This is a genomic window from Curtobacterium sp. MCBA15_013, assembly GCF_001865095.1.
Taxonomy (GTDB): domain Bacteria; phylum Actinomycetota; class Actinomycetes; order Actinomycetales; family Microbacteriaceae; genus Curtobacterium.
On the sequence record NZ_MJGQ01000078.1, the window covers coordinates 89,988 to 115,137 of the forward strand.

At 71.0% G+C, this 25,150-nt stretch carries 24 protein-coding genes; 4 read left to right on the forward strand and 20 right to left on the reverse strand.

The annotated features are described in order from the left end of the window. Nucleotides 1-38 precede the first annotated feature (38 nt). Nucleotides 39-668 carry a 30S ribosomal protein S4 gene (rpsD, locus tag BIV01_RS17940; RefSeq protein ID WP_058726527.1) on the reverse strand — a complete coding sequence of 210 codons (630 nt, stop codon included), beginning with the start codon at nt 666-668 and terminating at the stop codon, nt 39-41. A gap of 241 nt (nt 669-909) precedes the next feature. Further along, the gene (locus BIV01_RS17945) at nt 910-2,286 is read right to left on the reverse strand and encodes a replication-associated recombination protein A (RefSeq protein WP_083414138.1); all 1,377 of its coding nucleotides are present in this window, start codon (nt 2,284-2,286) and stop codon (nt 910-912) included. Nucleotides 2,287-2,414: 128 nt separating this feature from the next. Between BIV01_RS17945 and BIV01_RS17950 the strand changes: the two genes are divergently transcribed. Further along, nucleotides 2,415-3,230: a peptidylprolyl isomerase gene (locus tag BIV01_RS17950; RefSeq protein ID WP_071303735.1), complete on the forward strand. Its 816-nt coding sequence runs from the start codon at nt 2,415-2,417 to the stop codon at nt 3,228-3,230. A gap of 113 nt (nt 3,231-3,343) precedes the next feature. Then, the gene (locus BIV01_RS17955; RefSeq protein WP_175473779.1) at nt 3,344-4,576 is read left to right on the forward strand and encodes a DUF349 domain-containing protein; all 1,233 of its coding nucleotides are present in this window, start codon (nt 3,344-3,346) and stop codon (nt 4,574-4,576) included. A gap of 159 nt (nt 4,577-4,735) precedes the next feature. Here BIV01_RS17955 and BIV01_RS17960 read toward each other — a convergent pair whose 3' ends face one another. The 5 genes from BIV01_RS17960 to BIV01_RS17980 form a co-directional block, all read right to left on the reverse strand. Then, nucleotides 4,736-5,698 carry a bifunctional riboflavin kinase/FAD synthetase gene (locus tag BIV01_RS17960; protein WP_070416262.1) on the reverse strand — a complete coding sequence of 321 codons (963 nt, stop codon included), beginning with the start codon at nt 5,696-5,698 and terminating at the stop codon, nt 4,736-4,738. Between the two features lie 8 nt (nt 5,699-5,706). Continuing rightward, on the reverse strand, nt 5,707-6,150 hold the full coding sequence (locus BIV01_RS17965) for a hypothetical protein (RefSeq protein WP_070416263.1): 444 nt from the start codon (nt 6,148-6,150) through the stop codon (nt 5,707-5,709). A gap of 79 nt (nt 6,151-6,229) precedes the next feature. Continuing rightward, complete coding sequence (locus BIV01_RS17970; protein ID WP_070416264.1) at nt 6,230-6,595, reverse strand: hypothetical protein; 366 nt, start codon at nt 6,593-6,595, stop codon at nt 6,230-6,232. Then, complete coding sequence (gene truB, locus BIV01_RS17975; protein ID WP_071303736.1) at nt 6,592-7,533, reverse strand: tRNA pseudouridine(55) synthase TruB; 942 nt, start codon at nt 7,531-7,533, stop codon at nt 6,592-6,594. Before truB ends, BIV01_RS17970 begins: the two co-directional genes overlap by 4 nt. 28 nt (nt 7,534-7,561) lie before the next feature. After that, on the reverse strand, nt 7,562-8,008 hold the full coding sequence (locus tag BIV01_RS17980; protein ID WP_092386977.1) for a hypothetical protein: 447 nt from the start codon (nt 8,006-8,008) through the stop codon (nt 7,562-7,564). Between the two features lie 52 nt (nt 8,009-8,060). On the opposite strand from BIV01_RS17980, the gene BIV01_RS17985 reads away from it, so the two are divergent. Further along, nucleotides 8,061-8,972, forward strand: coding sequence for an A/G-specific adenine glycosylase (locus tag BIV01_RS17985; protein ID WP_071296260.1), 912 nt, complete (start codon nt 8,061-8,063; stop codon nt 8,970-8,972). A gap of 9 nt (nt 8,973-8,981) precedes the next feature. On the opposite strand, the gene rbfA is transcribed toward BIV01_RS17985, so the two are convergent. The 12 genes from rbfA to BIV01_RS18040 all read right to left on the reverse strand — a co-directional run bounded on the left by rbfA (nt 8,982) and on the right by BIV01_RS18040 (nt 23,265). After that, nucleotides 8,982-9,437 (reverse strand): 30S ribosome-binding factor RbfA, encoded by a 456-nt coding sequence (gene rbfA, locus BIV01_RS17990; protein WP_071303737.1) that lies wholly within the window; start codon nt 9,435-9,437, stop codon nt 8,982-8,984. Nucleotides 9,438-9,526: 89 nt separating this feature from the next. Beyond that, a complete protein-coding gene (gene infB, locus BIV01_RS17995) occupies nt 9,527-12,385 on the reverse strand; it encodes a translation initiation factor IF-2 (protein WP_071303738.1) in 2,859 nt (952 codons plus the stop codon). Nucleotides 12,386-12,459: 74 nt separating this feature from the next. Then, nucleotides 12,460-12,777, reverse strand: a complete 318-nt coding sequence (locus BIV01_RS19135) for a YlxR family protein (RefSeq protein WP_083414135.1) — start codon at nt 12,775-12,777, stop codon at nt 12,460-12,462. Between the two features lie 66 nt (nt 12,778-12,843). Next, a complete protein-coding gene (nusA, locus tag BIV01_RS18000) occupies nt 12,844-13,839 on the reverse strand; it encodes a transcription termination factor NusA (RefSeq protein WP_070416270.1) in 996 nt (331 codons plus the stop codon). A gap of 233 nt (nt 13,840-14,072) precedes the next feature. After that, nucleotides 14,073-15,824 carry a proline--tRNA ligase gene (locus tag BIV01_RS18005; protein WP_071303739.1) on the reverse strand — a complete coding sequence of 584 codons (1,752 nt, stop codon included), beginning with the start codon at nt 15,822-15,824 and terminating at the stop codon, nt 14,073-14,075. Nucleotides 15,825-16,017: 193 nt separating this feature from the next. After that, a complete protein-coding gene (gene ispG, locus BIV01_RS18010; protein ID WP_070419067.1) occupies nt 16,018-17,148 on the reverse strand; it encodes a flavodoxin-dependent (E)-4-hydroxy-3-methylbut-2-enyl-diphosphate synthase in 1,131 nt (376 codons plus the stop codon). A gap of 74 nt (nt 17,149-17,222) precedes the next feature. Then, complete coding sequence (locus BIV01_RS18015; RefSeq protein WP_071303740.1) at nt 17,223-17,783, reverse strand: cysteine hydrolase family protein; 561 nt, start codon at nt 17,781-17,783, stop codon at nt 17,223-17,225. Next, a complete protein-coding gene (locus BIV01_RS18020; protein WP_071303741.1) occupies nt 17,780-19,225 on the reverse strand; it encodes a purine-cytosine permease family protein in 1,446 nt (481 codons plus the stop codon). Before BIV01_RS18020 ends, BIV01_RS18015 begins: the two co-directional genes overlap by 4 nt. A gap of 35 nt (nt 19,226-19,260) precedes the next feature. Further along, nucleotides 19,261-20,595 carry a M50 family metallopeptidase gene (locus BIV01_RS18025; RefSeq protein ID WP_175473780.1) on the reverse strand — a complete coding sequence of 445 codons (1,335 nt, stop codon included), beginning with the start codon at nt 20,593-20,595 and terminating at the stop codon, nt 19,261-19,263. Nucleotides 20,596-20,722: 127 nt separating this feature from the next. Beyond that, nucleotides 20,723-21,808 (reverse strand): 1-deoxy-D-xylulose-5-phosphate reductoisomerase, encoded by a 1,086-nt coding sequence (gene dxr, locus BIV01_RS18030; protein ID WP_071303743.1) that lies wholly within the window; start codon nt 21,806-21,808, stop codon nt 20,723-20,725. 2 nt (nt 21,809-21,810) lie between these two features. Further along, a complete protein-coding gene (locus BIV01_RS18035) occupies nt 21,811-22,782 on the reverse strand; it encodes an FKBP-type peptidyl-prolyl cis-trans isomerase (RefSeq protein ID WP_071303744.1) in 972 nt (323 codons plus the stop codon). A gap of 6 nt (nt 22,783-22,788) precedes the next feature. Beyond that, nucleotides 22,789-23,265, reverse strand: coding sequence for an OsmC family protein (locus BIV01_RS18040; protein ID WP_071303762.1), 477 nt, complete (start codon nt 23,263-23,265; stop codon nt 22,789-22,791). A gap of 33 nt (nt 23,266-23,298) precedes the next feature. Between BIV01_RS18040 and BIV01_RS18045 the strand changes: the two genes are divergently transcribed. Continuing rightward, nucleotides 23,299-24,291: an asparaginase gene (locus BIV01_RS18045; protein ID WP_071303745.1), complete on the forward strand. Its 993-nt coding sequence runs from the start codon at nt 23,299-23,301 to the stop codon at nt 24,289-24,291. A gap of 32 nt (nt 24,292-24,323) precedes the next feature. Here BIV01_RS18045 and BIV01_RS18050 read toward each other — a convergent pair whose 3' ends face one another. Further along, nucleotides 24,324-25,094: a hypothetical protein gene (locus tag BIV01_RS18050; protein WP_071303746.1), complete on the reverse strand. Its 771-nt coding sequence runs from the start codon at nt 25,092-25,094 to the stop codon at nt 24,324-24,326. Nucleotides 25,095-25,150: the final 56 nt, after the last annotated feature.

The following is a 25,150-nucleotide window of genomic DNA, read 5'->3' on the forward strand; positions in this document are numbered from 1 at the left end:
GTGAGAGGACGACCCGCCGTTCGGGTGTGATCAGTGGATCAGCGAGCTGCGTAGTACTCGACGACGAGCTGCACTTCACAGGTCACGGGGACCTCGGCGCGCTTCGGGCGACGGACCAGGCGGGCCTGGAGCTTGTCGATCTCGACCTCGAGGTAGCCCGGGACCTTCGGCAGGACTTCCTGGTGCCCACCGGCGGCGGCGACCTGGAAGGGCTCGAGGGACTCGGAGCGCTGCTTCACGTGGATGAGCTGCCCCTCCTTCACGCGGAAGGACGGACGGTCGACGAGCTTGCCGTCGACCAGGATGTGACGGTGCACGATCAGCTGACGGGCCTGCGCGGTGGTGCGGGCGAAGCCGGCACGGAGCACGAGGGCGTCGAGGCGCTGCTCGAGGAGCTCGACCAGGTTCTCACCGGTCAGGCCCTTCGTCTTGCGGGCCTCTTCGAAGACGATGCGGAGCTGCTTCTCGCGGATGCCGTACTGGGCGCGCAGACGCTGCTTCTCACGGAGGCGGACGGCGTAGTCGCTGTCCGCACGACGGCGGGTGCGGCCGTGCTCACCGGGGCCGTAGGGGCGCTTCTCGAGGTAACGGGCCGCCTTCGGCGTCAGCGGGATGCCGAGCGCGCGCGAGAGGCGGGTCTTGCTGCGGGTACGTGACTTGGTAGACACAGGGTCCTTTTCTCTGTCTGAACTGAATGACTCGAGGGGATCCGTCCGACCGTGGGCAACGAGACACACGGAAGGGATCGGTCCCGACGACGGGATCCAGAGGGATGAGCCTGTGGGATCGGACGGCTACAGTCCGAACCTCTGCCCCCGTACCACCGGAGTGGCACTCTGTCCTCGACGCAGCCGTGCTCGAGGACCAGGACGTAGGCCCGGCAATGCTAGCAGGAACTCGGGGCGGCCACTACTCGCCGCGGGTGATCTTCCGGAGGCGCTCGAGTCGCGGCCCGACCTCGCGCTCGAAGCCGTTCGCCGTCGGGGTGTAGTACTCGGTGCCCTCGAGCGCGTCGGGCAGGTACTGCTGCTCGGCGACACCGTGCTCGGCGTCGTGCGAGTAGACGTAGCCCTTGCCGTGGCCGAGCCGCTTCGCGCCGGGGTAGTGCGCGTCGCGGAGGTGCGTCGGCACGACCCCGAGCCGCCCGGCCTTGACGTCGGCGATCGCGGCGTTCACCCCGTTGTAGGCGGCGTTCGACTTCGGCGCGGTCGCCAGGTAGACGACCGCCTCGGCCAGGGGGATCCGGCCCTCGGGCATGCCGATGAGCTGGACGGCCTGTGCGGCCGCGACGGCGATGGGCAGGGCCTGCGGATCGGCCATGCCGATGTCCTCGGACGCCGAGATGATGATGCGACGGGCGATGAACCGCGGGTCCTCCCCCGCCTCGATCATGCGCGCCAGGTAGTGGAGTGCGGCGTCGACGTCGCTCCCCCGGACCGACTTGATGAACGCGCTGATGACGTCGTAGTGCTCGTCGCCCTGGCGGTCGTAGCGGAGCAGTGCCCGGTCGACCGCTGCGGCAACGGTGTCGGCGTCGACGACCGGGACCGTGTCGATGCCGTCGAGGGTCCCGTCCGCGTCGTCGTGGGCCTGCGCTGCGACGGCCGAGGACGCCGCGGCCTCGAGCGCGGTGAGTGCCCGACGGGCGTCGCCGGAGGACAGCCGCACGATGGCGCTGCGGGCCTCGTCGCCGAGGACGACCGATCCGCCGAGACCCCGCGGGTCCTCGACCGCACGGTCGACGAGCATGCCGAGGTCCTCGTCGGTGAGGGGCTTGAGCGTGAGCAGCAGGGAGCGGGACAGCAGCGGCGAGATGACCGAGAACGACGGGTTCTCGGTCGTCGCCGCGATGAGGATGACCCAGCCGTTCTCGACGCCGGGCAGCAGGGCGTCCTGCTGGGCCTTGCTGAAGCGGTGGATCTCGTCGAGGAAGAGGACCGTGGTCGAGCCGTAGAGGTCACGGTGCGTGAGCGCCTTCTCCATGACCTCGCGCACGTCCTTCACGCCGGCGGTCACGGCCGACAGCTCGACGAACTCGCGACCGGACTGCCGCGCGATCGCCTGCGCCAGGGTCGTCTTGCCGGTGCCGGGCGGTCCCCACAGGATCACCGAGACGCCGCCGGGGTTCTCGCGCGTGCCCGTCGCGAGCTGCACGAGGGGGCTGCCGCGGCCGAGCAGGTGCTGCTGGCCGGCGACCTCGTCGAGGCTGGTCGGCCGCATCCGCACCGCGAGCGGGACGGACCCCTGAGCCAACCCGGCGCGACCGCCGGTGGTGGGCGCACGCATGCCCGAACGGTCCGCTGCCATGTGACCAATCGTAGGCCGACCCACCGACAGGGGCGTGCCTCCAGGCCTCCGACAGGGCCGTTTACAGTACGCTCGTCGCACACTCGACGAGAGGTACGACCAGCACCGTGGCACCGAAGAACCAGGCGCGTGACAACCGGGAGGCGCGCGAGCGCCTCCGCCTCTACACGGCACGGCAGGGCCTGCACGAACGGCAGCGGCGCCGCCGGGTGCGGGACAACGTCGTCGGCGCCGGTGTCCTCGTCCTCGTCGCGGCGTTGGCGACCGGTTCGCAGCTCGCCTTCGCCGGGTCGCATGGTGGCGGGGCGGACGCGAGCGCGAGTGCCTCCGCGACCGCGACGCCGACCCCGTCCGCGAGTGCCACCGCCGCGAACACGGGCGACGTCCCGAGCAAGTCCATCGCGAAGGACTCCACCTGGACCGGATCGCTCACCCTGAACAAGGACGTGAAGCTCGGCATCGAGCTGGACGGCGAGAAGGCACCCCAGGCCGCGAGCGTCGAGATCAAGCTCATCCAGGAGCAGTTCTACAACGGCACCACCTGCCACCGACTCGCCGACAGCACCGGGTTCGAGTTCCTGCAGTGCGGCTCCGCGAACGGCGACGGCACGGGTGACGCCGGCTTCCAGTACGGCCCGCTCGAGAACGTCCCGAGCGACGGCGAGTACACCAAGGGCACCATCGCGATCGCCCGCAGCTCGTCGGCGTACTCGCAGACGACTCAGTTCTTCATCGTCTACGGCGACACCACGCTGGACGGCTCCACCGGCGGCTACACCGTCGTCGGGAAGGTCACCAGTGGCCTCGACGAACTCGAGTCGAAGATCACGTCGAAGGGCATCTCCTCCGCCGGCAGCGACGGCACCGGCGAGCCGAAGGTGGCGACCAAGATCACCGGCGCGACGATCGAGCAGGAGAAGTAGTCCACAGGCGCGCCGACCCGGCGGGTCGCAGATGCTCTCCGTGCAATAGGCTGACGACCTGACCGTGCCGACGGCGACGTCGGTGATGCACGACCACGATCGAGGCGAGACCTGTGGGACCTGACGAAGCAACGACCTGGGGGCGGGTCGACGAGAACGGGACGGTGTACGTCCGGTACGAGGACACCGAGAAAGCCGTCGGTGAGTACCCGGACGCGACACCCGACGAAGCCCTCGCCTACTTCGCGCGGAAGTACGCCGACCTCGAAGGGCAGGTGAAGATCGCCGAGCAGCGCGTCCAGCGTGGTGCCTCGGCGAACGACGTCGCCCGCACGGTGGAGCACCTGCAGGCCCTCGTGGCCGAGGCACGGGTCGTCGGCGACCTCAAGTCGCTCGAGACCCGCGTCGCTGCCCTGACCGAGCAGCTCGGCTCCCTGACGAAGGAGCAGGCCGAGCAGGCACAGCAGGCCCTCGCGGACGCCCTGGCGCACCGCACCGCCCTGGTGGAAGAAGCCGAGGCCCTCGCCGCGGTCGACCCGGCACGGGCGCAGTGGAAGCAGATCACCGCGCAGCTCGACGACGTCTTCGCGCGGTGGCAGCAGCACCAGCACGACGGCCCGCGCATCCCCAAGAACGAGGCGAACGAGCTCTGGAAGCGTTTCCGCGCGGCCCGCTCGACCGTCGACCAGCACCGTCGCGCGTTCTACTCCGAGCTCGACGCGCAGCACCGCGACGCCCGCAACCGCAAGCAGGAGCTCGTCCAGCAGGCCGAGGCGCTCGCTCCCCGCGGGTCCGACGCGATCCCGGCGTACCGCGAACTGCTCGACGACTGGAAGGGCGCGGGGCGAGCCGGCAAGCGGCACGACGACGCACTCTGGGCGCGCTTCAAGGCCGCGGGTGACGTGCTGTTCGAGCAGCGCCACGCCGAAGCCGCCGCCGAGAACGTCGAGTACTCGGCCAACCTCGAAGCGAAGCAGGCGCTCCTGACCGAGGCCGAGCCGCTCCTCAAGGTCACCGACCGGGCAGCCGCACGCAAGACCCTCACGGGCATCCAGCGCCGGTGGGACGAGATCGGCAAGGTCCCCCGCGGCGACGTGCGGCGCATCGAGGACCGTCTGCGCGCGGTCGAGGACCACGTGCGCAGCCTCGAGGACGAGCACTGGAAGGCGTCCGATCCGGAGCGCAAGGCCCGTCAGACCGGTCTCGCGAGCCAGCTCGAGGACGCGATCGGCAAGCTCGAAGCGGAGCTCGCCGATGCCCAGGCCTCGGGCGACGCCCGCAAGATCAAGGACGCGCAGGAAGCGCTCGACGCCCGCAAGATCTGGCTCGACGCCCTCGGCGGCTGATCGGCCTGTACGACGAAGCCCCCGCGACCGTTCGGTCGCGGGGGCTTCGTCGTGCGGTCGCAGGGCTTGGGGGACGTCCGCAGTGTGCGAGGTCCCGCGCACCGTGGGACACGGATGCCCTCGCACCGAGGCCGGAACCTCGCACACTGCGACAACGGGTCAGACGACGGCGGGGAGCCCCAGCAGCGTCCGGATGTCGCGGTCGTCCTGCCGCATCTGCTCGGCGAGCTCGTCCATCGAGTCGAACTTCACCATGCCCCGCACGTACGAGACGAACAGCACCGAGATCGTGTCGCCGTAGAGGTCGATGTCCACGTCGAGCAGGTGCGCCTCGATCTGCTTCGCCGGCACGCCCTCGAACGTCGGGTTGTTGCCGACCGAGACGGCAGCCGGGTACACCGTGCCGTCGTGCAGGACCCGTGCGGCGTAGACGCCGTCGGCGGGGACGAAGCCCTCGGACGCCGGGTCGAGGTTCGCCGTCGGGTAGCCCATCGCCCGACCGCGCTCGTTCCCGTGCACGACGACGCTCCGCACCGCGTGTTCACGGCCGAGCAGGCGCGCGGCTTCGGCGACGCGGCCGTCCCCGAGGAGCTCGCGGATCCACGTCGAGGACACCCGTCGCTCGCCGTCCGGCCGGACGTCGTCGACCAGGTCGACGTCGTCGATGAGCTCGACGGTGAAGCCGTGCTGCTCCCCCAGCTCGCGCAGGAGGGCGACGTCGCCGGCGCCCTTCGCCCCGAACCGGAAGTCGCTGCCGACGAACACGAGCTGGGCGTGCAGGGTGTCGACGAGGATCTCGGACACGAAGGCCTCTGGAGCCTTCGACTGGAGCTCGTGGTCGAACCGGAGCAGCAGGGTGGCGTCGACCCCGACGTCGTCGAGCAGCTCGCGCCGCTGGGCGATGCTCGTCAGGGCGGGCGGCACCTTGTCCGGGTCGATCACGTCGAGCGGGTGGCGGTCGAACGTCACGACCGTGGACACGAGGCCGTGCTCGCGCGCCGCACGCTCGAGGTGCGCGATGACCGCACGGTGTCCGACGTGGACCCCGTCGAACTTCCCGATGGTGACCGCACTCGGCCCGAAGCCCTGCGCCACGTCGGCGGTGTCGTCGTAGTACTGCACGTCGGTCCCTACTCGCCGGCCGGTACGGCGGACGGGGTCGTCTCGGTCGCGGTGGCGGTGCGGTGGTGCTTGCGGAGCCACCAGAGTCCGGCCACCGGCAGCACCAGCGGCGCGAAGGCGTAGCCCATGCCGTAGTACGACCAGATGGTGTCGTCGGGGAACAGCTGCCGGTCGAAGAGCGACAGCGTGCCGATCACGAGCACGCCGGTCATCTCGAAGACGATCGTGACGCAGGCCACGCGGTACCAGAACCGACCCGGCACGATGAGGGCGATCATCGCGACGATGTACACGACCGCGGCGACGGCGCTGAGGGTGTACGCGAACGGTGCGAACGAGAACTTCTCGATGATCTGCACGACGCTGCGTCCCGTCGCTGCCAGCGCGAGGATGCCGTAGACGGCGATGAGGACGCGGCCGATGCCGGTCGCGAGGGAGGATCTGGTCGCCATTGCACCGATTCTACCGACGGCGGGCGGCCACGATGACGCACCACGACGAACGCCCAGTCGCCGGGGGCATGCGAGCGGGTCAGTTCAGGGCGAACCAGATCTGGTACATCCGGTAGACCATCACCGCGACCGTGAACGCACCGGCCCCGAGGACCACCGTGCTCCACTTCGTCCGGTCGATGAGCGCCCAGACGATGGTCGCCGGCGGGACGAGGAGCACCGAGACCGCGTACACGCCGAACTCGAGCGCGTTGCCGACCGGCGGGCTGCCCGTGGCCGGCAGGACGAGGGAGATCACCCCCTGGGCGAGGAGCAGCAGCTCGATGAGCGCGAGCGACCCGACCGTGTAGTCGTTCGGCTTCCAGCCGATGAACCCCACGACGACCGCGAAGAGCCCGGCGAGCACGGCGATGACGAGCTGCACCCACATGAACCACTCGATCACGCGCCCACCCCCGATGCCGTCGGGAAGTTGGTGATGACGCGCAGCAGTCCGCGTCGCACCGAGACGAGCCCGACGAGCCGGTCCCCCTCGGTGGCGACAGCCGCGACCGGGCCGTCGGTGTCGGGGTGGTCCGCCGCGACGCGCTTGCCGTCGGCGAGGTCCTTCGCCGCGGCCGGGTCGAGCGGCACGGACGGGAACAGGGTGCGGGCGACGTCGACCGGTCGGGCGAGTGCGGCCCGGACGTCGACGGACTCGTCCTCGAGGTCGATCGCGTCGTCGACGCTGAAGGGGCCGACCTCGGTTCGGCGGAGCGCGGTGAGGTGGGCGCCGGTGCCGAGTGCGGCGCCGACGTCACGGGCCAGCGCGCGCACGTAGGTGCCGGACGAGCACGACACGACGACGTCGAGGTCGATCACGGCCACGTCCTCGCCGTCAACGGAGACGACGCGGTCGCCCCGGCCGGTGACGTCGAACCGCGACACCGTCACGGTCCGGGACTGCAGGACGACCGCTTCACCCTTGCGCGCGAGGTCGTAGGCGCGGCGGCCGTCGACCTTGATGGCGCTGACGGTCGACGGCACCTGCGAGATCTGTCCGCGCTGCGCGGCGACGGCCCGCTCGACCGCGGCCTCGGACACGTCCGCCGAGGACGTGCCCACGGCCGCGATGGGGGTCCCGTCGGCGTCGTCCGAGTCGGTCGAGACCCCGAGACGGATCGTGGCGGTGTAGGTCTTGCCGAGTCCGACGAGGTGGGTCAGGAGCCGGGTCGACGGGCCGATCCCGAGCAGGAGCAGGCCGGTCGCCATCGGGTCGAGCGTGCCGGCGTGGCCGACCTTCTTCAGGCCCAGCCGACGTCGGGCGATGGAGACGACCCGGTGGCTGGAGATCCCCTGCGGCTTGTCGACGAGGAGGATGCCGTCGGGCGCGGTTTCGAGCACCAGAGGAGATTACCAGCGCTCCGGCGACTCAGCAGGCGTCGTTCCACTCGCGACGCGGGTGCTCGGGGTCGGTGACGTCCAGCACCGCGGACGCGGCGATCTTGACGTCCGCGCGGCGTTCGAGGCGCCCGGACTCCTGCTCCACCCACAGCGACCAGCGCCAGAGCCGGTGGGCACCGTGTGCCAGCACCCCGTGTCCGTGCACCACGAGGATGCCGGGGCCCTCGCCGGTGGACCGGAACGGCGCGACGAGGTCGGCCCGCAGCGCGTCGACGTCGCTCGACGGTGCGGCAGCGGCCATCGCGGACACCCCGTGCTGCTGGAAGCCGTCGACGAGCCCGGAGGCCACACGTTCGAGGTCGACGCCGTCCTGTCCGTCGATGCCGACGACCGTCCGGTTCGTGCCGACCTGCGCGATCACCTCGGCCGCGATCGCGGCCATGGTGTCGGTCTCCTGGGGTGCCCAACGTGCCATGCACCCACCGTAGGCTGTCGTGGTGAACGCGAGTCGTGCCTCCAGTCCGAATGTGGACAACCCGACCCGTCCACAGGACGCGACCCGACGAACGGACATCGCGACGCCGCTCATCGCGTGGTTCCGCGCAGAGGCGCGCGACCTGCCGTGGCGGCGTCCCGGGTTCCCCGCGTGGGGCACGCTGGTCAGCGAGATCATGCTGCAGCAGACCCAGGTCGCGCGTGTCGTGCCCCGCCTGGAGGCATGGCTCACCCGCTGGCCGACGCCTGCGGACCTCGCGGCCTCACCCCCGGCGGACGCGGTGCGTGCCTGGGACCGGCTCGGCTACCCGAGACGGGCGCTCGCGCTGCACGCGGCCGCGACGGCGATCGCCGAGCAGCACGACAACGTGGTGCCCCGGGACGTGGACGCGCTGCTCGCGCTGCCCGGGATCGGGGACTACACGGCCCGGGCGGTCGCCGTGTTCGCGTACGGCGACCGGCACCCGGTCGTCGACGTGAACGTCCGGCGCGTCCTCGCCCGCGCCCTGCTCGGCCAGGGCGAACCGGGCCCGGCGAAGGCGAAGCAGGACCTCCCGCTGATGGAGTCGGTGCTGCCGGACGACCGTGACGACGCCGCAGCGACGAACGCCGCGGTGATGGAGCTCGGTGCGCTCGTCTGCGTCGCACGCTCCCCCGCGTGCGACGCGTGCCCGATCGCCGACCGCTGCGCGTGGCGGGCCGCCGGCTACCCGGAGCACGACGGCCCACGCGCGCCGAAGCAGGCGAAGTTCGCCGGCAGCGACCGGCAGGTGCGCGGACTCATCATGGCCGAGCTCCGCGCGAGCGACGTCCCCGTCACGCGCGACGAGATCGAACCGGTGTGGCCCGACGCCGAGCAGCGGGACCGGGCGCTCGCGTCGCTCCTGCGCGACGGACTGGCCGTCGGGGACGACGCGAGCGGCTACCGGCTGCCCGAGGGCTGATCGGACGGGTCAGGCGCGCGCCGCGTCGGCGTCGTCCTCGTCCTCGTCCTCGTCGTGCTTGTACGGGTCGGCGTCGCCGGCGTAGGTCGCGCCGGCCGCGGCTGCACGGACCTGCTCGTCGCGCACCTGGGCCTGCACGAGCAGGTCCTCCATGTGCGCCGAGGTCTCCGGCAGGGCGTCGGCGATGAACTCGAGCGACGGGGTCAGACGAGCGGTGATGTTCTTGCCGACCTCGGACCGGAGCATCCCGGTCGCGGCCTTGAGCGCCGCGGCGGAGTCGGCACGCTCCTCGTCGGTGCCGTACACGGTGTAGAAGATCGACGCGTGCTGCAGGTCACCGGTCACACGGACGTCGGTGATCGTCACGAACCCGAGTCGCGGGTCGCGAAGGCCCTTGTCGAGTCGGCGTGCGACGACTTCCTTGATGCGGTCCGCCATCTTGCGTGCGCGCTGCGGATCGGCCATGGGTGCCTCCTGTGGAGATGTCTTGCTCTGGAACGGGGCTGGGCCCCGACCTCCCGTGAAGGAAGCCGGGGCCCAGGGTAGTCACGCGATCAGTCGCGCGGCTTCTCGACGAGCTCGGTGGTCTCGATCTCGTCGCCGATCTGGATGTCGTTGAACTTGCCCAGACCGATACCGGCTTCGAAGTCCGTGCGGACCTCGGTCACGTCGTCCTTGAAGCGACGCAGCGACTCGATGGCCAGACCATCGGCGAGCACCACGCCTTCGCGGATGACGCGCGCCTTGGCGTTGCGCGTGATCGTGCCGGAGCGGACGATGACACCCGCGATGTTGCCGAACTTCGAGGAACGGAACACCTCGCGGATCTCGGCGACACCCGACTGGACCTCTTCGTACTCGGGCTTGAGCATGCCCTTGAGGGACTGCTCGATGTCCTCGAGTGCGTTGTAGATGACCGAGTAGAAGCGCACGTCGATGCCTTCGCGCGCTGCACGCTCGCGGGCCTTGACGTCCGGGCGGACGTTGAAGCCGACGACGATCGCGTTGTCGATCGTGGCCAGGTCGATGTCCGACTCCGTGATCGCACCGACGCCGCGGTGCAGGATCCGGAGCTGGACGCTGTCGTCGACCTCGATGTCCAGGAGCGACTGCTCGAGTGCCTCGACGGCACCGGAGACGTCACCCTTGATGATGAGGTTGAGCGAGTCGACCTTGCCCTCTTCGAGTGCACGGGTGAAGTCCTCGAGCGAGATGCGCTTGCGGGCCTTGGCCAGCTGGGCGTTGCGCTCGGCGGCTTCACGCTTCTCGGCGATCTGACGTGCCGTGCGGTCCTCTTCGGTGACGAGGAACGTGTCACCGGCGCGGGGCACCGAGGACAGACCCTGCACCTGGACCGGGCGGCTCGGCGTCGCGGCCTTGACCGCCACGCCGTTCTCGTCGGTCATCGCACGGACGCGGCCGTAGGCCGTCCCCGCCACGATGGCGTCGCCGACGTGCAGTGTGCCGGACTGGATGAGCACGGTCGCAACCGAACCACGGCCCTTGTCGAGGCGTGCTTCGATCGCCACACCGCGGGCGTCCTTGTCGGGGTTCGCACGCAGGTCGAGACCGGCGTCGGCCGTGAGCAGCACGGCGTCCAGGAGGTCCTGGATGCCGATGTTCTGACGGGCCGACACGTCGACGAACATGACGTCGCCGCCGTACTCCTCGGCCACCAGGTTGTACTCGGTGAGCTGCTGGCGGACCTTGGCCGGGTTCGCGCCTTCCTTGTCGATCTTGTTCACCGCGACCACGATCGGCACACCGGCCGACTGTGCGTGGTTCAGTGCCTCGATCGTCTGGGGCATGATGCCGTCGTCCGCCGCGACCACGAGGATCGCGATGTCCGTCACCTGGGCACCACGGGCACGCATGGCCGTGAAGGCCTCGTGACCCGGGGTGTCGATGAAGGTGATCGGGCGCTCGATGCCCTCGTGCTCGGTGACGATCTGGTACGCACCGATGTGCTGGGTGATGCCACCGGCTTCACCCTCGACGACCTTCGAGTTGCGGATCGCGTCGAGCAGGCGGGTCTTGCCGTGGTCGACGTGACCCATGACGGTGACCACCGGGGGCCGCTGCTGCAGCACCGAGTCGTCCTCGTCGTCCAGCTCGGCTTCGAGGTCGATGTCGAAGCCCTCGAGGAGCTCCTTGTCCTCGTCTTCCGGCGAGACGATCTGGATCTTGTAGCCCAGCTCCTCGCCGAGGACCTCGAACGTGGCCTCGTCCAGCGACTCGGTCGCGGTCGCCATCTCACCGAGGTGGAACAGCACCGTCACCAGGTTGCCGGGGCTCGCGTCGATCTTGTCCGCGAAGTCCGAGATGCTCGCACCGCGACGCAGACGGACGACCGTGTTGCCGTCGCCACGAGGGACCTGCACACCGCCGAGCGACGGCGCCTGCCGCATCTCGTACTCGGCGCGCTTCGTCCGCTTCGACTTGCGGGCACGGCTCTTGCCGCCACCGCGACCGAACGCACCAGCGGTACCGCCACCGGGGCCACGACCGCGGCCACCGCCACCGGCGGGACGCGGGCCGCTGAAGGCCGGACGCGGGAAGCCGCCACCGGCACCACCGGCACCGCCCGGACGACCACCGGGGCCGCCACGACCGCCGCCACCCTGGCCCGGGCGCTGCCCGAAGCCGTTCGGACGGCCTGCCTGGCCGGGACCACCGGGACGCGGAGCGCCCGGACGGGGAGCACCCGGACGCGGCGGGGCCGGACGCGGGATGCCGTTGCCGCCACCGGCGCCGGCGGCGGGGCGCTGGCCCATGCCCTGGTTGGACGAGTACGGGTTGTTGCCCGGACGCGGCGGGCGCGAGCCCATGCCCTGGCTCGACGCGTAGGGGTTGTTGCCGGGACGTGCGCCCGGCTTCGGGCCACCCGGCTTGGGGCCGGCTGCGGCACCGGGCTTCGGAGCGCCGCCGGGCTTGACGGCGTCGTCCTTCGGCTCGGCTGCTGCGTCGGGGCCGGCGTCGCCGGACTTCTCGGCAGCGGCCTTCTCGGCAGCGGCGGCCTTGCGAGCGGCCTCGGCCTCGGCCTGTCGCTGGGCGACGGACTTCGGGGCGGCCGGGGTCGGCACGTCGGCGGCGGGCGCCTGCACCTCGGGCTCGGGCTCGGGCTCGGGGGTGGGTGCCGGACGGGCCGGACCCGGGCGGGGGCCGCCGGGCTTCGGTGCGCCCGACTTCGGCGCCGCGGTCTCGGCCGGCGCGCTCGGGGTCTGTGCCGCAGCGGGCTTCGACGCCGAGGCGCCGTCAGCCTGCAGCGCAGCACGGAGCTTGCGCGCGACGGGGGGTTCGACACTGGAGCTCGGGCCCTTGACGAACTCGCCGAGTTCCTTGAGCTTCTCCATTGCGGTCTTGCTGTCGACACCGAGTTCGGATGCGATCTCGTGTACGCGTGGTTTTGCCACTGTTCTCCTTCACGGGTCCCACCCCGTGGAGGGGCAGGACTCAATGGATGACGGGTCTCATTTCGAGCCGCTCATCAGTTGTCCATAAGCCGTTCAGCCTGTTCTGTCATGTCCTGGTCGCGTGCCTGTGGTTCGGGGCACCGGAGCGCTTCGAGGTAGTCACGCACCGCGGACGTGTCCGGTTCATGATCGAGCCGGAGCGCCCGGCGGTACGCCTTGCGCTTGACGGCCTGATCATGTGCTTCGACGGTCGGGGTGAGCCATGCTCCCCGCCCCGGCATGACTGCCTTCGGGTCCGCCACGACACGACCGTCGCTCAGGGCGACGACACGGAGGAGGGAGGACCGGGGAGCACGACGGCGACTGCCGATGCATGTTCTGACGGGAACCACCTTACTCCTCCCTCTCGACGACCGCGATCCGGCACGCCCGGACCGGACGTGCCACGAGCGAAACCGTCAGTCCTCGCCGTCCAGGATCGAGTCCGGCTGGATGTCGATCCGGGCGCCCGTGAGCTTCGCGGCGAGGCGGGCGTTCTGCCCTTCCTTGCCGATCGCGAGCGACAGCTGGTAGTCCGGCACGAGGGCGCGGACGGCCTTCGTCGAGGCGTCGAGCACGAAGGCGCTCGTCACCTTGGCCGGCGACAGGGCGCTGGCAACGAACGAGGCGAGGTCGGACGAGTAGTCGACGATGTCGATCTTCTCGGCGCCGAGCTCCGTCGTCACGGCACGGACGCGGGCACCGAGCTCGCCGATGCACGCACCCTTCGCGTTCACACCGGGCTCGTTCGCCTTGACCGCGATCTTCGTGCGGTGGCCTGCCTCGCGCGCGAGGGAGGTGATCTCCACGACGCCGGACGCGATCTCCGGGACCTCGAGGGCGAACAGCTTGCGGACCAGGCCGGGGTGGGTGCGCGAAACCGTGATCTGCGGACCCTTCATGCCGCGGCCGACGCTCGTCACGTAGACGCGCAGCCGTGCACCGTGCTTGTAGTCCTCGCCGGGCACCTGCTCCTCCGGCGGCAGGATCGCCTCGACCGTGCCGAGGTCGACGTGCACCATCTTCGGGTTCGGGCCCTGCTGGACGATGCCCGCGACGATGTCGCCTTCCTTGCCGCGGAACTCACCGAGGATCTTGTCGTCGCCGATGTCGCGCAGGCGCTGGTTGATGACCTGCTTGGCGGCGAACGCGGCGATGCGACCGAAGTCGCTGGGCTGGTCGACGGCCTCGCCGATCACGGTGCCCTCGTCGTCGCGCTCGGGCACGTAGACCGAGACCTCGCCCGACTTGCGGTCGAGCTCGACGCGGACGTCCGCGTCGACGGGCTCCTCGTTCTCGGTGCGGTGCTTCTGGTACGCCGTCAGGATGGCCTGTTCGATGATCTGGACGAGTTCGTCGAACGGGATCTCCCGCTCACGCTCCATGAGTCGCAGGACTGCGAGATCGATCTTCACCGAGGGCCTCCGTATTCAGATGAGTCGCTCCCGCGGATGGAACCGCGCGGAAGTCGGCGACCAGACTACCGCACTGCGGGTCACGGACCCGGCCGGACGACGGACGGGAGGTGGGCCCCACCCGCCGGTACCGGCGCACCGCGCCAGCGGGGTGACGGCCGAGACGGGAGGGACGGTGCCAGCTGGCACCGCGCCTCCCGTCCGTCGTGTCGTCACGTCGGCGACGTGACCCGCTAGATCGCGCGGACCGCCTCGAGCAGCTCGGCGACCGGCACGTCGCGGCGTTCGCCGCTCGCCCGGTTCCACAGCTCGACGACGCCGTCGGCGGCGCCGCGACCGGCGACGACGACGATCGGCATGCCGAGGAGCTCGGCGTCGCGCAGCTTCACGCCGGGCGAGACCTTCGGACGGTCGTCGTAGAGGACCTCGAACCGCTCACCCTCGAGCTCGGCGACGATCGACGTGGCCAGGTCGTAGGCGACCTCGTCCTTGCCGGTCGCGACGACGTGCACGTCGAACGGTGCGACGTTCTTCGGCCAGGCGAGGCCCTTCTCGTCGTTGTGCGCCTCGGCGAGGATCGCGAGGATGCGCGTCACGCCGATGCCGTACGAGCCCATCGTGACCGTGGCGAGCTTGCCGTTCTCGTCCTGCACCTTGAGGCCGAGCGCCTCGGCGTACTTGCGGCCGAGCTGGAAGACGTGGCCGATCTCCATGCCGCGGGCGGTCTCGAGCGGGCCGGAGCCGTCGGGGGCCGGGTCGCCGGCACGGACGTCGGAGACCTCGGCGACGCCGTCGGCCACGAAGTCACGACCGGCGACGAGGCCGGAGACGTGCACGCCGCGCTCGTTCGCGCCCGTGATCCACGCGGTGCCGTCGACCACGCGGGGGTCGACGAAGTAGCGGATACCTGTCGTGCTCTCGGTGCCGAGGACCTGCGGGCCGATGTAGCCCTTGACCAGGCCCGTGTGCTTGCGGAAGTCGTCGTCACCGGCGGGCTCGACCTCGGCCGGGGCGAAGGCCACCTCGGCGCGCTTCAGGTCGACGTCGCGGTCACCGGGGAGCCCGACGACGACGATCTCGCGCGTGCCGTCGAGGTGCGTCAGGGCGAGCACGACGTTCTTCAGCGTGTCGGCGGCCGTCCAGGGGGCGCCGTCTCGCGGGGCGATCTCGTTCGCGTGCGCCACGAGCGTCTCGATCGTCGGGGTGTCCGACGCGGGCAGGAGCACGGGTTCGGGCTGTCCCTCGATCGGCAGGGCGTCCGGCACCGGGGTGACGTAGGCCTCGACGTTGGCCGCGTAGCCGCCGGCACTGCGGACGAAGGTGTCCTCGCCGACGCCGATCGGGTGCAGGAACTCCTCGGACTTCGAGCCGCCCATCGCGCCGGCGTCCGCCTTGACGATGACGTACTCGAGACCGAGTCGGGCGAAGATCTTCTCGTAGGCGTCGCGCATGACCTGGTAGCTGCGCTCGAGGCCCTCGTCGGTGAGGTCGAACGAGTAGGCGTCCTTCATGGTGAACTCGCGGCCGCGCAGGAGTCCGGCGCGGGGGCGTGCCTCGTCGCGGTACTTGTCCTGGATCTGGAACAGCGTGACGGGGAGGTCCTTGTACGAGCCGTACAGGTCCTTCACCAGGAGCGCGAACATCTCCTCGTGCGTGGGCGCGAGCAGGTAGTCGGCACCCTTGCGGTCCTGCAGGCGGAACATGCCGTCGCCGTACTCGGTCCAGCGGTTCGTCGCCTCGTACGGCTCGCGCGGCAGGAGCGCCGGGAGCAGGACCTCCTGCGCGCCGGCGGCGACCATCTCGTCGCGGATGATCGCCTCGATGCGGGCGCGGACCTTCAGACCGAGCGGCAACCACGCGAAGATCCCCGGGGACTGGCGACGGACGTAGCCGGCGCGGACGAGGAGCTTCGCGCTCGTCACCTCGGCGTCGGAGGGGTCGTCGCGGAGCGTACGGAGGAACAGATGCGAAAGCCGTGTGACCACGGGGCAAGCCTAGCGGCGCGTGGGAGTGGGTGCGGCGGGCGTCTGCGGTCGGGAGGCGCGGTGCGGGCTGGCACCGTGCCTCCCGTCCTGCGTTCGGTCCGGTGTGCGGCACTTCGTGAGCAGAAGAGGTCGGGTGCGTTCGCGCGACCCGACCTCTTCTGCTCATGAAAGCGCTGCGCGCGCCCGCGCGCGCCTACGACGTGACGACGAGCGGCTTGCCGGTGCCGGCCGCCGGCCCCATCTCGTCGGCGAGACGGTTCGCCTCGGTGATCAGGGTCTCGACGATCTCGGCTTCCGGGACCGTCTTGATGACCTCGCCCTTGACGAAGATCTGCCCCTTGCCGTTGCCGGACGCGACGCCGAGGTCGGCCTCACGCGCCTCGCCCGGGCCGTTCACGACACAGCCCATGACGGCGACGCGGAGCGGCACGGTCATGCCCTCGAGCCCCTTCGTCACGTCGTTCGCCAGCTGGTAGACGTCGACCTGGGCCCGGCCGCAGCTGGGGCACGAGACGATCTCGAGCTTGCGCTCGCGGAGGTTGAGTGACTGCAGGATCTGCAGGCCGACCTTGACCTCTTGCGCAGGCGGGGCGGAGAGGGACACGCGGATGGTGTCGCCGATGCCCTCGGCCAGCAGGATGCCGAACGCCGTGGCGCTCTTGATGGTGCCCTGGAACTCCGGGCCGGCCTCGGTCACGCCGAGGTGCAGCGGCCAGTCCCCCGCCGCGGCGAGCTGCCGGTAGGCCTTCACCATGACGATCGGGTCGTTGTGCTTGACCGAGATCTTGAAGTCGTGGAAGTCGTGCTCCTCGAACAGGGAGGCTTCCCACACGGCGGACTCGACGAGCGCCTCGGGCGTGGCCTTGCCGTACTTCTGCAGCAGGCTCGGCTCGAGGGAACCGGCGTTGACGCCGATGCGGAGCGAGACGCCGGCGTCCTTCGCGGCCTTGGCGATGGCGCCGACCTGGTCGTCGAACTTCCGGATGTTGCCCGGGTTCACGCGGACCGCGGCGCACCCGGCGTCGATGGCCTGGAAGACGTACTTCGGCTGGAAGTGGATGTCGGCGATCACCGGGATCTGCGACTTCTTCGCGATGATCGGCAGCGCGTCGGCGTCGTCCTGGCTCGGCACCGCCACGCGGACGATGTCGCAGCCGGACGCCGTGAGCTCGGCGATCTGCTGGAGGGTCGCGTTGATGTTCGTCGTCGGCGTCGTGGTCATCGACTGGACGGACACCGGCGCGTCGCCGCCCACGAGCACCTTGCCGACCCGGATCTGCCGGGACTTGCGGCGCGGGCTCAGGGTTTCGGGGACTTTCGGCAGACCGAGGTTCACTGCAGGCACGAGGTGCACTCTACGCGCTCCCGGTGACGCCCAGCCCCGCGCACGCGTGATGCTCAGACGACGGTGATGAGCGGCGCGTAGAGCCGCATCGCCGCGAGGGCGCGCTCGTGGTCCTCGTCGCTCGCCCCGGCGCACGCGTCCGCCACGACGGTCACCGTGGCACCGGCGTCCGCGGCCGCCAGCGCGGTCGACAGGACGCAGCAGTCGGTGGACACCCCGACCAGGACGAGGTGCGGGTGGTCGCCGGTGACGGCCTGGAGGCGCGTCCCCCACTTGCCGAAGGTCGTCTCGGTGACGACGGGGTCGCGTCGGTCCGCCGCGGCCGTCGCGAACGGTTCGGTCAGGTCCCAGAGCGGGTCGGTGCCCGGCACGAGCGCGAACGACCAGTCCCGGTAGTAGGGCACCCAGGCACCCCGCGGGTGCTCCGGGGCGACGAAGCGGGTGAACACCGTGCGGCCGGTGAACCGCGGGAGCAGGCGCTCGATCCCGGCGGCGGCGTGGTCGAAGCGCCCGGTGGCCCAGGGGCTCTCGCCCGTGAAGACCGCCTGCATGTCGACGACGACGAGCCACGCGTCCTCGGGTACCCCGGCGACGGCGGCGTCGACCGCGCTCATGCCCGCTCCTGTCGGCGGACCGAGCCGCGGGCGAAGACCAGGGTGCCGAGGAACCCGACGACGAGCGCCACGAGCACCCCGAGGTTCGCGTACGCCCAGGCACCGGTGCGCCCGCCGAGGCCGAACGGCTCGAGCAGGTACCCCTGCCAGTTGAGCCAGGACGGCACGCCGTACGTGTTCGTCACCAGGCCCCAGCCGAGCGCGGTCCCCACGACGACGAGGCCGACGGCGAGCCAGCGCACGTCGCCGTACCGGCCGCGGCGGTCCTCGAGCTCCCGCTCGGCGTACGGCGCCCGGCGGATCACGACGTCGGCGACGAAGATCCCGCACCACGCGGCGATCGGCACGCCGAGGGTCACGAGGAACGCCTGGAACGGCTTGATGAACGAGTCGGCGAAGAACACCACGTAGACGGCGCCCGCCACCATGAACACGCCGTCGACCCCGGCCGCGACGGGCCTCGGGATGCGGATGCCGGCGCTCAGCAGGGCCAGTCCGGAGCTGTAGATGTCGAGCACCGCACCGCCGACGAGCCCGAGCACGGCGACGAGGGCGAACGGGATGAGGAACCACACCGGCAGCACGGTCGTCAGCGCACCGATCGGGTCGGCGGCGATCGCCGTGTTGAGGTCCGTCGACGAGCCGGCGAGCAGGACGCCGAGGACGACGAGCACGATCGGCGCGAGCGCCCCGCCGAACGTGGTCCACCAAACGACCCCGCGGGTCGAGGCCGACCGTGGCAGGTAGCGCGAGTAGTCCGCGGCGGCGTTGACCCAACCGAGGCCGAACCCGGTCATCACGAGCACGAGGGCGCCGACGACGTTCTGGGCGCTCCCGGCGGGCAGTGCGGCGATCGCACCGAGGTCGATCGAGGGCAGCGCGAGCACCACGTAGACGATCGTCAGCACCGCGGTGATGACCGTGATCCACGTCTGCAGTCGCATGATCACGTCGAACCCGGCGATGCCCGCACCGACGACGAGTGCGGCGACGACCACGAGTGCGACGAGCTTCGTCAGGACACCGCCGTCCCACCCGAGCTCCCGGAACACCGTCGACGTGGCCAGGACCGCCGCCGACGCGAGCGCGGTCTCCCACCCGACGGTGAGGATCCAGCTGAGGAACGCCGGCAGCCGGTTCCCCCGGACGCCGAACGCCGCGCGGCCGAGCACCATCGTCGGTGCCGAGCCCCGTTTGCCGGCGATGGCGACGATCCCGCACAGCAGGAACGAGAACGCGACCCCGATGACGGAGACGATCGTGGCCTGCCAGAAGGAGATGCCGAACCCGAGGACGAACGAGCCGTACGACAGGCCGAGCACCGAGATGTTCGCCGCGAACCACGGCCAGAAGAGGTCCCTCGGACGTCCCTTCCGGTCGGACTCGGCGATGACGTCGGTGCCCTGCCGCTCGACCGTGCGGACTTCCGGAGCTGTGCTCATGTGCGAAAGCGTAGTGCGCGGCCGAGACCTCGTCGCTACCCGAACAGGTTCACGGGGCGCACGATGTCGGCGTAGATGAGCAGGGCGCTCATGCCGGCGAGCAGGACCACGACGACCATCGTCAGCGGCATCGTCTTCGCGAGGTCGATCGGCCCCGGGTCCGCCTTGCCGACCAACTTGAAGGAGCGGCGCTTCACGGCCTCCCACAGGGCGCCGGCGATGTGGCCGCCGTCCAGCGGGAGCAGCGGCACCATGTTGAGGACGAACAGGCCGATGTTCAGCGAGGCGAGCAGTCCGAGGATCGTGTACGCCTTGTCGACCACCGGCACGCCGCTCATCGACGAGACCTCGCCGATCGCGCGGCCGACGCCGACGACCGACACGGGGCTGTCCTGCGACCGCTCCTGCGAGCCGAACGCCGCGTTCCACACCGCGACCAGGCGCTGCGGCAGGTCGATGATGAGGTGCGCCGACGCCGAGATCTGCGCCCCGGTGGCCGGCAGCACCGCGGCCGGCGACTGCCGCACGAGCGACTGGCCGATGCTCACGCCGACGACGCCGACCTGCTGCGTCTTCGTGCTGCCGTCGTCGTTCTTCGCGACCGTGCCGTCGGCGGTGTAGACGTCCCGCGTGGCGGTCGTCGGCGTGATGTGCAGCGTCTTCTCGGCGCCGTCGCGGGACACCACGACGGTGACGTCCTCGCCGGCGGACCGCTGGAAGACCTCGGAGACCTGGGCGATCGTCGGGTCCTGCTTCCCGTCGACCGAGAGCACGACGTCGCCCGACTGGATGCCGGCCTGCTTCGCCGGCGAGACGGCGTCCCCGGAGGTGCACGTCGTCGCCTGGCTCGTCGGCAGCACGCAGTCGACGCTCGACGTGAACGTGGTCGTCGGCGCACCGAACCCGACGAGCAGCACCCCGAACAGCACGATGCCGATCACGAGGTTCATCGCCGGACCGGCGACCATCACGATGATCCGCTTCCACGGGGTCAACCGGTAGAACGCACGCGAGTCGTCGCCGCCGGAGTCCGCGATCTGCTCGGCGCTCGCCTGTCGGGCGTCCTGCACGAAGGCGCCGTACATGCCCGTGTTCGTGATCGCACTCGGTCGCCCGGACGCCCGCGGCTTGAGCATGCCGACCATCGAGATGTAGCCGCCGAGCAGGATCGGGCGGATGCCGTACTCGGTCTCGCCCCGCCTGAACGACCAGATCGCCTTGCCGAAGCCCAGCGAGTACTGGGTCACCTTGACGTTGAACAGCTTCGCGAAGGACAGGTGCCCCAGCTCGTGGAGTCCGATCGAGACCAGCAGGCCGATGATGAAGACGACCACGCCGAGGACGAAGAGCAAGACGGTTTCGACGGTCACCGGGAAAGGGTACGGGACGGTTCCCATGACCGAGCCGAGCGCACCCTGGGAGGTGCGCCGCGCCTCCTGGACCGCCCGGTCCGTCTGCTCCCGCAGCCGTGCTGACGGACGGGAGGCGCGACTCGCCTCAGCGGGAGAGCATGCGGTCGGCCGCGGTGCGCGCCCAGCGCTCCGCTGCCAGCACGCCCTCGAGGGAGGGCTCCCCCGCCGTGTGCTCGTCGACCACGCGCTCGACCGTGTCGACGATGTCGAGGAACCCGATCGCTCCCGCGTGGAACGCGGCCACGGCCTGCTCGTTCGCCGCGTTGAACACGGCCGGGAACGTCCCCCCGAGCTGCCCGACGCGCTTCGCGAGGGCGACCGCACCGAAGGCCTCGTCGTCGAGGGGCTCGAACGTCCAGGTGCTCGCGGTCGTCCAGTCGAGCGGCACCCCGACGCCCGGGACCCGGTCGGGCCACGCGAGACCGAGGGCGATGGGCAGCCGCATGTCCGGCGGCGACGCCTGTGCGATCGTCGAGCCGTCGACGAACTCGACCATCGAGTGCACGATCGACTGCGCGTGCACCGTCACGTCGATGCGGTCGTAGGGGACGTCGAAGAGCAGGTGGGCCTCGATGACCTCGAGGCCCTTGTTGACGAGCGTCGCGGAGTTCGTCGTGACCACGAGGCCCATGTCCCACGTCGGGTGCGCGAGCGCCTCGGCCGGGGTGACGTCCGTGAGGTCCGCGCGCGATCGCCCGCGGAACGGGCCGCCGCTCGCGGTGAGCACGAGCCGGCGGACCTCGTCCGTCGTGCCGGAGCGGAGCGCCTGGGCGATGGCGGAGTGCTCGCTGTCGACCGGGACGATCTGCCCGGGTGCCGCGGCGGCCTGCACGAGCGGGCCGCCCACGATGAGGCTCTCCTTGTTCGCCAGCGCCAGCGTGGCGCCGGACTCGAGCGCGGCCAGGGTGGGGCCGAGGCCGACCGACCCGGTGATGCCGTTGAGGACGACGTCGGCCTCGACGCTGCGGACCAGGCGTTCGGTGTCCGCGGCGCCGAAGGCAGTGTCACGGACGCCGAAGCGTTCGGCCTGCTCGGCGACCACGGCGCGGTTGCTGCCGGCGGTGAGGCCGACGACCTCGAAGCGGTCGGGGTTGCGGGCGACGACGTCGAGCGCCTGGGTGCCGATCGAGCCGGTGCTGCCGAGGATCGCGATGCGCCGCTTCTGGCGCACGGTCAGCCCTTGGCGAGGATGTCGACGACGAAGACGAGCGTGGCGTTCTTCGGGATGCCCGAGCCCTCCTGCGGGTTCGCGCCGTAGCCGTCCTCCGGCGTGACGACGATGAGGACCTGCGAGCCGACCTTCTGGCCGACCAGCCCGGTCACGAAGCCCTTGATGAGCGAGCCCTCGGAGATGGTGAAGGTCGTCGGGACGCCCTTCGACCACGAGGAGTCGAACTCCTTGCCGGTGTCGTAGATGACGCCCTTGTACTGCACGAGCGCGGTGTCCCCGTCGGCGATCGTGTCGCCGGTGCCCTGCTTGATGACCTCGGGCGTGGTCTTCGACGGTGCCGCGACGCCCTTGGGGATGGTGATCTCCGGCTCGCCGTCCGCCTTGTCCTGCACGGTCGGGAGCTTCGGGTCCTGCTCCTGGGCCTTCCCCGTGGCCTTCGTCGGGGTCTGCGCCACGACGTCGGCGACGACGACGATCTCGCCGCCGGTGTTGAAGCCGAGCGCCGACGACTGACCGACCGCAGCGATGCGGTCACCGACCTTCGAGCACGCCAGGAGGGCGCCGAAGCCCGAACCGCCCACCGAGAGGACCTGCGGGTTGCCCTGGTCGAAGCCGACCGTGCCGAGCTTCTTCGCGTCCGACGCCTGGTACACGCTGTACGAGACCTGCGCGTAGTCGCCCTCGTCCAGCGACGCACCCTTGCCGCGCACGACCGTGCTCGCCTGGGGCTTGCTCGCCGTGAGGCCGCCCGTGAACTTCACCGTCGGTGCCGTGCTGCCGCCGAACGCACCGGACACCGTGATCGCCTTCGACGCCGAACCCGGGTCGGGGCAGGACGTGATGGCCGCGGCGGTCGCGCTCGACGACGCACTCGGGGTGGCGGTCGAGTCGCTCGACCCGGATCCGGAGCACGCGGCGAGTCCCAGCACGACGGCGGGGACGAGGGCGATCGGGAGGAGACGCAGACGCTTCACGAGGACCTAGTCTGCCGCACGGACCTTGGTGTGCGGGACGTGGTGCACAGGAAAGGCCACCGAGCGTGCGATGAAGCAGAGGCTGTTCGCGGTGGCGTGGGCGGCCTCGGCGTCGGCGACGCGGTCCGCCTCGAGGATGGTGACCACCGGGTGCAGCGTCGCCTCGGTGAGCTCCCCGGAGCCGTCGCGGTTGAGGTTGAGGCTGGCCGTGGCGCGGTCCTCGTAGTCGACGACGGTGAAGCCCTCGGTCACGGCGACGTGGAGGTAGCTCAGCATGTGGCACTGGGCGAGGGACGCGACGACGAGCTCCTCGGGGTTCCAGCGCTCGCGGTCCCCGCGGAACGTCGGGTCGGCGGAGCCCTCGATGCCGTGCTTGCCCGCGGCGCGGACGTCGTGGTCGCGCCCGTAGTCGCGGTAGCCGCTCGTTCCGGTGCCGCGGTCGCCGGTCCAGTGGACGGAGACCTCGTAGGAGTGGTCGGACACGGTGGGCTCCTCGAAGATCAGTACGATTGCGGCATGACGGTGCTCTCCGACGTCCACACTGACCGCCATCCTCTCACCGCCGAGGGGTCCGTCGAACTGGCGGTCCTCGACCGCAACGGGTTCGACGAGAGCCGACACGTCGGTGCCGGGGTCGTCGTCGCCGCGGACGGCACCGTGATCGACGCCGTCGGTGACGTGCAGGCGAGCGTCTACCCCCGCTCCACGATGAAGCCCTTCCAGGCGCTCGCGGTCCGCCGTGCCGGAGCCGTGTTCTCCGACGAGGAGCTCGTCCTCACCACCGCGAGCCACGCCGGCACCCCCGCGCACCAGGCCATCGCACTGCACATGCTCGAGTCGTACGACCACGTCGAGTCGGACCTCGGCTGCCCGCCGGACATGCCGTTCGACCGCGCCACCGCCCGGACCATGACCGAGCCGAGGCGCCTCGCCATGAACTGCTCCGGCAAGCACGCGGGCATGCTCGCGGCGTGCCGGGTGAACGGCTGGGACGAGGAGACCTACCTCGAGATGGCGCACCCGCTGCAGCAGCGCGTCCGCGAGACCGTCGAGGAGTTCACCCACGAGACCGTCGACGTCGTCGGGACCGACGGGTGCGGGGCCCCGGTGTTCCCCCTGACGCTGGCCGGACTCGCCCGGGGCTTCGCCGGTGTCGTCGCGCGCGCCGAGTCCGACACGGCAGCGCTCACCGATGCCGTGCTCGACCACCCGTGGGCCATCGACGGCATCGGACGGGCGAACACTGTGACGATCGAACGACTCCGGGTGCTGGCGAAGCTCGGTGCCGAGGGCGTCATGGTGATGGGGCTGCCCGGTGGTGCAGCGGTCGCGGTCAAGACCCTCGACGGCGCGCAGCGGTCCGGGACGCTCGCGGCCCTCACGCTGCTCGAGCGCAACGGCATCGTGGACGCGGCGGGGGTCGCGGACGTCATGACGGCCACGGGCGAGCAGGTGCTCGGTGGCGGGGTGCCGGTGGGGACGCTGCGGGCGGGGTCCGGGCTGCGCTGAGGGCGGGTTCGTGGGATGGCCCCGTGCCGGGGTCATCCGGGTTCGTCCTGCAGTTGCGGCAGTGCCGGTGCCACGGGGGTACCGCGCCGTTCGTGCGGGTGTCGGACGGTGCATCCGTGGCGGGTGACCTCGACGGCGACGTCCCAGTGCCGGGGCAGGACGCTGAGGCCGGGTACGAGCACCACGGTCGTGCGGGTCGGCGGGCACGCCCGGTCCGGGTGGTCGCCGTTCGCCGCACGGGATGCGTGGTCGGGGTTCGCTGCGTGGGCCGGGCGGTCGACGACGACCGCGGCCGTGCCGGAGGGCATCGCCGGGCAGTGATCGGCCCCCGCAGCCACCACCGCGCGCGCTTCGGCACCGCACCCGGCTCGGACCTCGTCGTCCGGACCGGCCGCGGCGCGGACCTGCGACGCGACGGCCCGGAACACCGCCAGCGCGAGCACGCCGGACCCGATCACGACGATGTGGGGCCGCGACCGATCGTCGACGGCGAGCTCGCGCCCGTTCGACGCCGTGCCGAGGACGATGAGCCGCCGGTGCGTCCCCGTCCCGACGGTCTCGTTCTCGGCGCCCGGCGGTCCGGACGACGTCGGCACCAGGACCGCCACGTCCGCCACGCACTCGGTGCCGCGGGAGCGACGGACCCTGGTCGCACGGACCACGAGGACGTCGAGCACCGCGCAACACCCCGCCGCCCCGAGGAGCACCGCGCGCGACGGCCACTCGACCGGCACGACGAGCCCCACCACGAGCAGCACCACCGCTGCGCCCACCAGGGTGCAGCGGGCGGTGAAGGGGGTCATGCCTCCAGAGCACCACACGACCCCGGTGCCACCGACGCTCAGCCACCGAACTGTGG